The organism is Porphyromonas uenonis DSM 23387 = JCM 13868 (assembly GCF_000482365.1).
Taxonomy (GTDB): domain Bacteria; phylum Bacteroidota; class Bacteroidia; order Bacteroidales; family Porphyromonadaceae; genus Porphyromonas; species Porphyromonas uenonis.
This window is the reverse complement of the sequence record NZ_KI535306.1, coordinates 268,171-280,505: the sequence shown is the minus strand read 5'-3', so window position 1 is coordinate 280,505 and position 12,335 is coordinate 268,171. Positions and strand designations below refer to the sequence as shown.

General features: G+C 53.6%; 6 protein-coding genes and 1 tRNA gene. 1 reads left to right on the top strand and 6 read right to left on the bottom strand.

Features of this window, described 5'->3' with window-relative positions:
- Positions 1-34: 34 nt before the first annotated feature.
- Positions 35-1,909: a transcription termination factor Rho gene (rho, locus tag L215_RS0104800; protein WP_025883078.1), complete on the bottom strand. Its 1,875-nt coding sequence runs from the start codon at positions 1,907-1,909 to the stop codon at positions 35-37.
- Between the two features lie 836 nt (positions 1,910-2,745).
- Positions 2,746-5,376: a leucine-rich repeat domain-containing protein gene (locus tag L215_RS0104795; RefSeq protein WP_025883077.1), complete on the bottom strand. Its 2,631-nt coding sequence runs from the start codon at positions 5,374-5,376 to the stop codon at positions 2,746-2,748.
- Positions 5,377-5,822: 446 nt separating this feature from the next.
- Between L215_RS0104795 and L215_RS0104790 the strand changes: the two genes are divergently transcribed.
- Positions 5,823-5,896 (top strand) — tRNA-Arg (locus L215_RS0104790).
- Between the two features lie 54 nt (positions 5,897-5,950).
- Here L215_RS0104790 and L215_RS0104785 read toward each other — a convergent pair.
- From L215_RS0104785 to L215_RS09320, 4 genes are all read right to left on the bottom strand, one after another.
- Positions 5,951-7,006: a S41 family peptidase gene (locus tag L215_RS0104785; protein WP_025883076.1), complete on the bottom strand. Its 1,056-nt coding sequence runs from the start codon at positions 7,004-7,006 to the stop codon at positions 5,951-5,953.
- Positions 7,003-7,890, bottom strand: coding sequence for a DUF3316 domain-containing protein (locus L215_RS0104780; protein ID WP_027451429.1), 888 nt, complete (start codon positions 7,888-7,890; stop codon positions 7,003-7,005). Before L215_RS0104780 ends, L215_RS0104785 begins: the two co-directional genes overlap by 4 nt.
- A gap of 17 nt (positions 7,891-7,907) precedes the next feature.
- On the bottom strand, positions 7,908-10,526 hold the full coding sequence (locus tag L215_RS0104775; protein ID WP_025883075.1) for a DNA gyrase/topoisomerase IV subunit A: 2,619 nt from the start codon (positions 10,524-10,526) through the stop codon (positions 7,908-7,910).
- 187 nt (positions 10,527-10,713) lie between these two features.
- On the bottom strand, positions 10,714-12,315 hold the full coding sequence (locus L215_RS09320; RefSeq protein WP_025883074.1) for an Ig-like domain-containing protein: 1,602 nt from the start codon (positions 12,313-12,315) through the stop codon (positions 10,714-10,716).
- Positions 12,316-12,335: the final 20 nt, after the last annotated feature.

The window sequence follows — 12,335 nt, the reverse complement described above, 5'->3', positions numbered from 1 at the left end:
GTTAAGTGTTTGAAAGCTAGCGATTCGTCGAGAACTAGTCGTTCATCGAGGCGAGGAACTCAAGGTTTGTCTCCGTCAGCTCGATGCGCTGCTTGAGGAACTCCATCGCCTCCACCGTATTCATGTCAGATAGGTGGTTGCGTAGGATCCACATGCGCTGTAGTGTCGTCGAGTCTAGTAGGAGATCGTCACGACGAGTGCTACTCGCGAGGATGTCGATAGCGGGGAAGATACGCTTATTGGACAAGCGACGGTCAAGCTGTAGCTCCATATTGCCGGCCCCCTTGAACTCCTCAAAGATGACGTCATCCATCTTGGAGCCGGTCTCGGTCAGAGCCGTTGCTAAGATGGTGAGGCTACCGCCGTGCTCGATGTTGCGCGCAGCACCGAAGAAGCGCTTTGGCTTTTGCAGCGCATTAGCCTCGATACCTCCCGAGAGGATCTTGCCCGAGGTGGGCTGTACCGTATTGTAAGCACGAGCGAGACGGGTGATCGAGTCTAGCATGATGAGCACATCGTGACCGCTCTCGACCATGCTCTTAGCCTTAGCGAGTACCAGCTCAGCGAGCTTCACATGGTGGTCAGCAGGCTCGTCAAATGTAGATGCGACAACCTCCGCATTGACATTGCGAGCCATATCGGTCACCTCCTCAGGACGCTCGTCGATCAGGAGGATGATCATGTAGACCTCAGGATGGTTTGCGGAAATAGCGTTGGCAATGTCCTTGAGTAGCATTGTCTTACCCGTCTTAGGCTGCGCCACGATGAGGCCGCGCTGTCCCTTGCCGATGGGGGTGACTAGATCCACGATACGCATGGCGGTCTTGTCGTAGACAGCTGCGATGCCCTGAGACTCTAGCTTGAACTTGTCCTCTGGGAAGAGAGGTGTCAGCATGTCAAAGGAGACACGATCCAGATTGTCCTTAGGATTGCGTCCGTTGACGAGGAGGATGTTCTGAAGTAGGAAGTACTTCTCGCTACCCTTGGGCGGGCGGATGCTGCCCTCGATGACGTCACCCGTCTTGAGGTGCCACTTCTTGATCATGTCCCCTGGGACGTAGATGTCGTCTGGCGAGGGGAAGTAGTTGTAGTCCGAGCTGCGGAGGAAGCCGTATCCATCTTGAGCGACCTCTAGTAGTCCGCTAGCGGTCAAGATGTTGGAGAAGTCGTATGAGGGCTCCTCCTCTTCTTTGCTCTTGTTAGGTTGCTGCTTGCCCTTGTGAGCTGAGTCGTCAGAGTCTGTCTCCTTCTCTCGCGGCTCCTTGTGTGATTCGCCTAGTACCTCGCCTAGCAGTGAGTCGGCGTCGGGATGTGTGAAGACCATGGGCGTCTCCTGCTGCTCCTCAGCATGCTCCTGCTTGCCCTCATTGTCGGACTGATCCGCAGGCTCTTGGCGCTTGTTGTTTCGGTTGTTGCGCTCGTTATTATTGCGCTCCTTATTATTGTTGCGCTGGTTGTTGCGCTTCGAGCGGCTGGACTCTTGAGGCTTGGTGTCGCCTTCCTTGGTATCGCCATCTGCGGACTGAGCTGCAGCAGCCTTCTCAACGATAGCAATAGCCTCCTGGCGGTCTATCTCTGTCGGCTGGTCAGCTGCGTCACCCTTGGCGGGACGCTTGTTCTGTCGTGAGTTGGTGCGGCTCTTTCGCTCGGGGCGCTCCTTCTCGTCGTTAGACTCTTTCGTCTCCTCCTTGTTGGCGCGGTTACTGCGTGAGTCGCTCTGCTTGCGCTTCTTGCCCTGCTGTTGCTGCTCGACAGTTTGCGTAGCGACAGCTTCGGCCTGTGCGTCTAGAATCTGGTAGATGATCTCCTTCTTTTCGGAGGCCGTCTTGGTAATCTCAAGCTGGGAGGCAATCTCTTTGAGTTGCTCTTCCGTCATACCGTTGAGATCTACGATGGTGTACTTCTGCATGGTGTGTACTATGTTATGCTGGATAAATGCACCTTACCGCTTATTGCAAAGGGCTATCACGTTACAGCGCTGAGCCTCTGTGTGAAGCTACAGATGAGATGATAGAGGCAAGGGAACCGGCTCACTAGCAGGAGCTGTGTCGAGACAGGCTAGCTAGGATGAGGGGCCTACCTAAGTAAGGTGTGTCATGTGTGAATAGGATGCGTGATGGGTCAGTCCAGTGTGATGTCGGACGCGCTGTTCGGCCGTTATCATCTGGTTCGATACAGAGCCACAGCTACTTCGTAGCAGATCGTAAGCATCTCCGTATGAGCCGTATCGTACTGTGCAACTCTTTGTCTCCGTACAGCCAGGGGGGTGCGTCGATCTAGTGACTCATCCACTACTAGTGACAAAGGTACGAAAAAGCGCGCAGATAGAGCATCCCCCGCCTCTGTCTTCTAATCTCTAACTTCTAACCTCTCTAATCCCTCCTTTCATAAAAAACATTGCTGTCTGGTAAGAGTCTCTTGGAGGCTCGAGTAGGTCGTCCTACAGAAATTAGCTAACTATCAGTACCACTTGGGTGAAACAAAAGTTTCATGCCTCGTGGCACAAAAGTTTCATACGGGAGAAACTAGAGTTTCATACGGGAGAAACTAGAGTTTCATGGGTAAGAAACTAGAGTTTCATCGGAGGAAACTGGAGACTGGTCGAAGTCAAGTATTCGAACAGCAATAATGAAAAAGGACGCACGGATCGCGCCTACCCCATGAGCGGGTGACACGTCCGTGCGTCCTGACGGGTTGCCTCCTATATAGTAAGGTTAGGAAGCTTTGATGAGAGTGCTACATACCTTACTTGACCAAAACCTTTGCTGTGGTCGTGCCGATAGAGAGCAGGTACATGCCAGCCTGTGGTGCGGTGAGCGTGCAGAGCTTGTCGGCTACGGTGCGCTGCTCGATGAGACGACCTGCGTAGTCGTAGAGAGCGACGGTCCCGAGCGCCTTGTCTGTGTTGCTGGTCAGGGTAATCGTCTGACCCTCTAGGGCAATAGTTACGTTGGCATTGGCTGCTGTAGGAGCCTCGATGGCGTTGCCCTCTTCCTCCTTGGCGTAGTAGGCTACGATGCGTAGATCCTTAGTTGCCTTGGTCGTGTACTCTAGCGAGCCGTCGACAGGGTTGATGCGCTCCCTATTGACCATCCAGTAGTCTAGACGGTAGCCCTTATCAGGCTCGACATAGACACGTATGTCCATATTCTCAGGCACTTTGCTCTTGAGCGCACTACGTACACCACCTACCTCTAGGTAGATAGGACCACCGTTGCCCTCCTGTGACACATCAATCGTATAGTAGACCTTGTCACGCTCGAAGAGGACCTCGACGACATAGTCCTTGCCCGAGATGACTTGCCACTGATTGTTTTCAGCAGGCTTGGGGCCCTCCTGACCATTGACGAACCACTTCTTGACGTGGTAGTGCTCCGCAGGGTGTGCGGTGAAGATGATTGTCTCAGACTCTCCAGCAGCTGTCGTAGCTCCTGAGTCGAGAGGCTTCCCCTTGTAGGTAGCTGTGATCGTGCCTCCTACATTGTCTCGTACAGAGTAAGTGACCGTATAGGGACGATGGACGAACTCAACCGTCACCTCTGTGGCTGCTTCGATGTTGCGCGTATACGTCTGGACGTTTTGCTCACCAGCGGTCATCGGGGTCTCTGTACCATTGATCTTAAAGCTCTTGACGATGTAGTCAAGCTCAGGATCTGCGGTAAAGGTGACGGCCGTATGCTCCTCGACCTCTGTCTGCGAGGGTATTGCTACGCCTGTAGCCGTTGTGGCCTTGAGGGTACCATGCTCGCCAATGACACGATAGGTGAGGAGGTACTTCTTGACTTGTGGCTCCGTGCCTGGGATGGGGGCGATGTGGAAGCCCTTCCACACATTAGCCGCCTTGTAGGCATCCTGCGCATCATTAGGTACGAAGAGATTGATGGTGCTAATGTCCGCAGGCTTAAGCCCATTGAAGGCCTTGATGTGAGCCTTAGGCGGCTGCACCGCCTCGACAGTAATATCTGTCAGTGCCGTACACTGAGCAAATGCGCCATACACAACCTCTGTGGTCTTGGCTCCGAGATACACTTTAGTAAGAGCCTTACAGCTGGAGAAGCAGGTCCTAGGTACGATAGCAACATTGGGTAGGCGCACCTCAGTGAGTCCAGAGCCAGAGAAGCTCTCCGTGTCTAGCGTCGTCAGTGTCTCAGGCCAGGGGAAAGAGGCGAGTGCCACACACTCTTTGAACGCGTAAGCACCAATAGTGGTCAGCGCAGGCATCGGGCTGAGCTTGGTGAGACTGCTATTCTGCGCAAAGGCGCTATCGCATATCTTAGTGACCTGAGTGCCGAGGACGACCTCCTCCAGCTTATACATCTGAGCTAGTGCACTCTCTCCGATCACCTTGAGGCTATGAGGTAGTGTCACTTTGCTAACGAGAGGCATATTGTAAAAGGCTCTCTCGGGGAGCTGATCCTCAGCAAAGGTCGCATCTGCGATGTTGATCTCTGTCAGATTGCCCATCTTGTCACGGATTGTCTTGCAGTCCTCCGCATTCATCGGACCAGAGACAGTGATGGACTGGCACTTGAGGAGATCCATCCCCTGCATCAGCTTGGCTAGTGAACCAGCCTCGGTGAGCTGTACGACAGGATGTATCGGATCGTAGCTAGGCTGAGGCGTGCTGGCATCGCGGAAGGTGATGCGCATCACGGCACGATCCTTCTGACCACGATCAGCGGTCTCACCGAGTACACCGACGAAGCCCTCGCTGATAGCCTTGTCTGTCGCTTTATTGATTGTGCGGACGGGCATCTCTTTGACATTCTTAGGATAGCTACAGAACTCGATATAGGATCTGCCTGAACCATTGACAGCAGACTTACTAGCCTTAGAGCGTACGGAGAGAAGGATAGACTGCCCTGTGTAGACAAAAGGCTTGTCGAGCTCTAGCTCTAGCGTGTGATAGGCTACGCCAGCCTTTGAGGTTTCGTTATTACCACCGATGGTCATGTCCATCAGATCGAGCGTAATCGTCTTCTTCATATAGAGATCTTGCGCTGGATTGATAGGTAGCCAGTGATACTTGCCAGCTACTGGCTCAAAGTGATCGTCGGATACGTTGGTGAGGTAGATCTGGAGGTCGTTGGTGTACTCCGTGTTGTAGGACGTACCATCAGACAGATAGATCTGGAAGGCGAGCTTGGTGATCTCCTTGCCCTCTAGTCCTTGTAGCTCTGCAGCGGTATAGATCTGCTGGGTGACGCTACTGAGGTAATCAAAGTCAAAGGGTGCCGTCTGCCCTACACTCTGATTGAAGTGTGACGAGGGATTGGCAAAGTCCCCCAGGTCTATGGTCTGTGCCTGTAGCTGCCCGATGAGCGGTAGCAAGAGGCACAAGAGTAATGTACTAAAACGTAGTCGTTTCTGTTGCATAGATAGATGTTTATTTGAATAGTAGTGACTGGGGAGCAGTGCAACTCTGTGAGCTCCCCTTTATCTATGCAAAGTTACGGGCTATTATCTCTGCTGGAAATACCTAACAGTACTGATTTCCTCGGAGGTGAATACCTATATACGATTAGCTGAAGTCCTCGAAAGCTGTAGGGGAGTGGGGATCTCTAAGGAGCATCGGTAGAGGGGACTGAGATATTTGGAAATTGAAAGTTGTAGCACTGGTTATTCTGTTGAAGCTCTGGCGGTTGTATCCAGCTCTGCGGAGGCGGCGGCTCTCTGTGTCGAAAGTTTTTTGCGGAAAAGGCTTGCAGGTTCCGAAAAATGTTGTACCTTTGCATCTGCAAACGGGGAGGAACGCCTCACTCTTGTGAGCTTCCGATTGTTTCAACCCCCTTGTTTGTCGTTTTAAGGGTTTAGTTTTCATCGGCCGCGTAGCTCAACTGAATAGAGCATTTGACTACGGATCAAAAGGTTGCAGGTTTGAATCCTGCCGCGGTCACAAAGAGAGCCTCCTGTGATGGGAGGCTCTTTTTGCGTTTATAGGTCTGATGAGTTACTTGCTGCTTTTGAGTAGGGCGATGGCACGCTCTATGAGGGCATCTTGCTGCTGAGCTGTCGCCTCGGCTGTCTGCTCCTGGATGATGTGTGGCTCGATGCCCCCCTCGATGCTCTGTCGCTGAGCGTCGTACATACGCGAGGAGGAGTAGCGTAGCCACCAGCCGTTGGGCAGTTCGCTACTACGTGGCAGACCTCCGCCGCCACCCGTACGGTCTCCCATGAAGAGGACGTGACGGGTCGTCCCCTTGACATAAGCGACCAGCGAATTGGCCGCGCTGTAAGTGCCACGATCCACGAGGATCACCGTGGGGCGCTGCCAGCTAATAGGGGCACGGGCGAGCTGGATCTCCTTGAGCGGGCCGAAGTCTTGGTGGCCAGGACCAGTCTTCGTACTCATATAGCCGACGATCGTGTCGGAGGGGATCAAGACACTAGCCAGACGATCCGCATTGGAGAGCAGTCCACCGCCATTGCTACGCATATCAATGATCAAGCCACGGCAGTGCGCCAGCCGTGTGAAGACCGCATGCAGATGAACCAAGGAGATACTGGAGGAGAAGGAGGGAATGACCATATAGCCGATCGAGTCGGAGGCGTGGCCATTGTAAGTAATCGGCGCATAGTAGATAGAACCTGCACGACGCATGTGAGGCTGCAGGTAAAGGTTGCGTATGCGGCTGTCTAGACAGTGTCTAGCCCCTTTGCGAATGTCCCAGCCTCCTACGTCAAAGGGCGCAAAGAGGTTTACATGCCCATCCTTGAGGTGACACATCAGCTCTACCATCAGGTCGAAGAACTCATCCTCCGACTGGCACTGCGCGACCCGTGGCGTGTAGATCGCCTTGAGGTCGCTCCAGGTGGTATCGCCTGAGGCTGGTAGCTTATCGTCAAAGAAGCAGTAGCCCTCGTCTAGTATGGTCCAGAGCGCTGAGAAGTTGGTCTGATAGTCCTTAGTGTATCGCTGCTCCTTAGGCTCCTGTGTGCAGGCTATGAGCAGTAGTGGTAGGAGGAGCAGGCCGACAAGCCCGCTTTGTAGTCTCGTTAGATTCATAAGCTGATGGCAGTCGTGTGGTTGGTACTTTGAACCTCTTGATAACCTCTGAATGGGCGGAAGTAAGTGGCTAGACCTACACCGAGATAGTGCCCCGAGAAGCCTCGGTAGATGGAGTGGATCCGTCTTGCCGAGTCGGTATAGTCGTAGCTCATGCGTAGCGTCATGATGCGCCATATGGGGATGTCTAGAGATAGCCCTATCTGGTAGTAGTGGCGCCGTCCGAAGGTGTGTGGCGCAATGTGGTTGATGATCTTATCGTAGTAGTAGGCCTGCAGGTAAGACTCATTGTAATAAGGCGCAAAGCCTAGCCCCGCCAGTGCCGAGGTCATCTGCAGGCGCAGGTCAGCGACAAACCATCCGATGCGCAGTCGGTAGGCTGCCAAGGCTTGTGCCGTCAGATCGCCATTGAGTTGCTGGTCGACTGGGTTGTTTTGGTTGCGCCCGTTGTAGGAGGTTGCCCCCTCGACCAGGACGCCAGGACCTATACCGAGGACTAGCCCAAAGGGCAGGCGCCACTGATGTACGAAGCTCCACTTCGTGTCGAAAGCGAGATGCCTGGTGGCACTGTTGCGGGCAGGATTGAGGAGCTGAGCATAGGAGATCTGTGTGCTCTGCATGACGAGCCACTCGGGGTGCGACTGCGTGAGTGGTGACTCCGAGGAGAGTCGGTAGCCTAGCGATTGACCACGATAGTAGAGCGGTGAGAGGTACTCGTTGTATAGTCTATTCCATCCGAAGCGAAAGTCGTGCGCTAGGTAGAGCAGTCGGTGCGGCGCAGTGGCAGTCGTGTCCGCCTCCTGCGCAGAGAGCGAGGCGCTGGTGCCTAGCAGTGATAGTCCCAAGCAAAGCGCTAGAAGGATCTGTCGTAATCTCTGTGTCATAGCTCGTGATGCTTAGCTTATTCGTTAGTTAGCTCCTCCTCTTCGTCCTCTGTCTCGTCTGTTACGGACTCAACTTGCTCAAAGCTGTCGATAGGTAGCGCCGTGATCCGCTTGCCTCGTGCAGAGATCTTCTTGAGAGGCTCATACTCAGTCACTGCGATGTCAATAGTGGCAGCTTTCTTGCGCCCTTGCGGCTTCGTGGTGAGTGTAAACTGTGCCTCAGGATCATCCGTGAGCGCCAGGAGCTGCTCCTCAGACTCTATGATCGGTTGTGGCTTCTTCCTATCGGGTAGGTAGACACGCTTGATGTAGGTAACCCCCTCAGGCGTTGTGTAGATGACGCTCCAAACCTTGTCAGGGTCATACTTCTCAATGACCTTGGGAGACTCAGAGAAGTGGTTGCTCTCGCCAAAGTCGGTCGTATAGGCTTGCTCCGTGGGCAGAATGACGAGGATGCGGTCGCTCGACTCAAACTCGCCTAGGTAGTCCCCCTGATTATTGTAGTTGATGCGGTTCACATCTGAGTCAAACCATACCTTACGTCCTCCGAGCGTCGACCCGCCTTGCTCCTTAAGTGAGATGCGCTCGATCGGAGCGCGGGTCACGATGTTACCCTTGGCCGTGCGTCCCTTGATAGCAATGTCGGCAAAGTCTTTGTTGAAGAAGAGAATGCGTCGTGAGGTGCCTCCACGGAGTAGTTTGATCGTTACGCTCTCCGCCTCGCCATTCGGGTTGGCCGAGAAGTAGAGCACCTTGCTCCCTGGTGTCCCCATCGTCAAGTCGTACTCACGATCACGGACGCTGGAAGACACGTGAAAGCGCTTGATAAACGAGGTCTTCGTCTTGCCATCCAGATAGATCGCGTTGTAGATGGTGCGTTTGTCGCCTCGCACATACTTATTGATGTGTAGGACACGCTCCTTGCCGAGGAACTTCTTCTCCTCGATCTTCGTAATCATGTAGGTGCCATCACGGAAGAAGACGATCATGTCATCGATCTCGCTACAGTCACACACATACTCTCCGCCCTTGATGCCCGTCCCGGCGAAGCCCATCTTGCGATCTATGTAGAGCTTGAGATTCTCCTCGACCACCTTCGTCGCCTCGATCGAGCCAAAGTGCCCGATCTGAGTGCGTCGCTCCCAACCTGCGCCATACTCCTCTAGGAGTGAGCGGTAGTAGTGTATCGCATAGTCTGTGAGGTGGTCTAGGTGGTGCTGTATCTGCGCCATCTCCTCAGTGAGGCGTAGGATGAGTTGCTCGTTTTTCTCGAGGTTAAACTTCAGGATCCGCGCCATCTTGATCTCGAGGAGACGTGCTAAGTCATCGTCCGTGATGGGTCTTAGCAAAGAGTCGCCCACGATAGGCTCCAGAGCCTTGCGGATCACATCTAGAGCGGTCTGCTGGTCAGGCGCCTCCTCAAAGGCTGGCAACTTGTAGATACGATGCTCGATGAAGAGCCGCTCCAGCGAAGCGCCCATATACTCCTCCTGACGATCGTGTAGCTGTAAGCGCAGATCCTCTTCCAGCAATCCACGTGTATGCTCCACCGAGTGTCGTAGCAGGTCGCTCACGCCGAGGAAGCGTGGCTTGTCGTCCTCGATGACACACGCATTGGGCGAGATAGAGACCTCGCAATCGGTGAAGGCGTAGAGCCCGTCGATCGTCTTATCGGCCGAGACACCCACGGGCAGGTAGATGCGTATGTCGGCCGTCTCAGCGGTCATATCGTCTATGCGCTTGATCTTGATCAATCCCTTGTCATTTGCCTTTAGGATCGAGTCAATGAGCGTCGAGGTGGTTTTGCCAAAAGGTAGGTCGCGGACACTCAGCACACGATCCTCGATGCGCTCGATGCGTGCTCGGCTCTTGACCTGTCCACCACGCTTACCGTCGTTGTAACGATCTACATCGATGATGCCACCCGTGGGGAAGTCAGGATAGAGCGTAAAAGGCTCCCCACGAAGGTGAGCGCAGGCAGCCTCAATCAGCTCTTTGGGATTGTGCGGAAGGATCTTGCAGGAGAGTCCCACGGCGATACCCTCGGCACCTTGCGCTAGGAGTAGGGGAAAGCGGGCGGGAAGGTAAACAGGCTCGCGCGACTTACCGTCGTAGCTCTTCATCCAGGGCGTGATCTTGTCGCCGAAGAGTATCTCGAGGGCAAAGTTGGAGAGCTTAGCCTCGATGTATCGCCCCGCAGCCGCCTCGTCACCCGTGAGTATGTTACCCCAGTTACCCTGCGTGTCGATGAGATAGCCCTTCTGACCGAGCTGTACCAAGGCATCATTGATCGAGGCGTCACCGTGTGGGTGGTAAGCCATCGTAGCGCCCACGATCTTGGCAACCTTGTGGAGGGTGCCGTTTTCCATCAGGTGCATCGTGTAGAGTACCCGTCGCTGCACCGGCTTGAGCCCGTCCTCAATGTGTGGCACCGCACGCTCTAGGATTACGTACGAAGCGTAGTCAAGGAACCAGTGACGGTACATGCCGCCGAGGGTATGCAGTCGCCCCTCGACTTCCTCCTCTTCGGGAGCCACGTAGCTCTCGTCCTCCGCTTCTGTGGCGGAGGTTGTCTCAGCGGAGGTTGTGTCTATCTCTTCTTCTTGCTCTATGTCGTCGCGATTGTCTAGATCCATATGATGCTAATTAGCCTTGGTGCCGTCACGAAGGTACAACTTTTCCGCCAAAGGTCGCTCTGTACTGTCTAGCTCTAACTAATCAAAAGAGAGGAGCACCACACAGTCTAGATACTGTGCGGTGCTCCTCGTGTGTAGCTGGCGCTAGCTAGAGACTATCGCTACTGAGCGATGGTCTGCTCGCTGCTTAGCGACGACGCATCTGCTGTAGCTTGCGATGCTTAGTGAGAGACTTCATCTTATCGAACTGCCTCATAGCTAGACGACGCATCTGAGTAGCAGACTGTGTCGAGTCATCTTCATAGATTTGGATCTTAGCTGCGGTACCCTTTGAGTTGATGAAGATATCAGCTACAATCTTGCCTGTAGCATCTTTGCCAGATGCATAGCCATTATCAGTGTCAACAAAGAAGTCCTTGCCATAGCCATTGGCCGTGAACCACTCCTTGATCTTAGGATCTTTTAAGTCCTTGACACTCTTGATGAAGTTCACCTGACAGTCGATAAACTTAGTGCCTGACTCAGGAGTAGTTACGTAGTAAACCCAATAGAAGTTGGTCTGAGCCATCTTACCATCTGGTGTGTCGAAAGATAGGTTCTTCTGGGCCTCATCAGACTCACCTGGAGTGTAGTCACGGAAGCCGAGGTTTGCCTCGAACTCCTTCATCTTAGCCATATCCCCTGTTATGAACGCCTCCCAGCTGGGGAAGTCCTTAACGGCAGGCAGGAGAGCATGCTCTATGTCAAGATCCTTCTTGGGGGGCATGGGCTTCGCAAATAGAAGCATCAGTGTAGAGCCAATCTCTGCGTTAGGATCGTCAAACATCTCTACATAGACCGTAGGATCTGTGTCGCATACACTCTTCTTGAATGGGTTATTGTCCTTGTCTTTACCGTCCGTAAACTTTGTAAAGCCATACTCTTTAAGCATAGCCATCGTCTTAGGACAGTCTGCGAGCGTCTCCTTACTAAAGGCGGGGAGCACGTACTCACCAAGGTCTTTGAAAGAAAGTCCGTATATAGCACCTACGATCGTTAGATCCTTATTGACAAAACCTCCTTTGAACGGGCCTTGATTCCAAAACTTGAAGGGCTGTGCCGTACGACCGACCTTAGCCTCGTGATCGAGAACCGCTTGGGTGGTGACACCATTGGCACCTAGAGTGGCCTCAAACATGAGCAGAGGCAGCTCGTTGCCCTGAGTTACAGTACCACCGCCAACTTCCGTTACGGTGACTGCTACCTGTGCCTCTTGGCCAGGAGCATCAACGGTGATGGTAGCGCTGCCTGCAGCGACTGCTGTGACGAGTCCCGTAGCATTGACAGTAGCGATGTTGGTCTTGTCACTAGTGAAGGTGACGGGCGTATCGGCAGGCGTGACGGTGTATTTGATCTGAGCAGTCTTGCCCTTTTCAATCGTTAGCGCAGGTGGATCGACCGTTAGCGTGACCTTGGGGGCTGAGTTAGATACGGTGACGACACACTTCTCCTTGAGGTCGCCTACCTGAGCTGTGATGTTGGCAGTACCCTCGGCAACTGCCTTGACGAGTCCGTTGGCATCGACCGTAGCGACCTGCTCATTGTCGCTGGTGAAGGTGACGGTGTAGTTCTGATCTGTGGGCTCTACAGTAGCTGTGAGCTGCTTGGTGTCGCCTACCTGGAGTGTGGCGACTGAGGGGCTCAGCGTCAGAGACTGGGGCTGAGGAAGAACATCATCGCAGTCCTCGTAGCAGGATGCTAGTCCTAAGACTACTAGTGTAGCGAATAGGAAGGCTGTTAGTTTTCTCATAGATATCTATTAGTTTGATT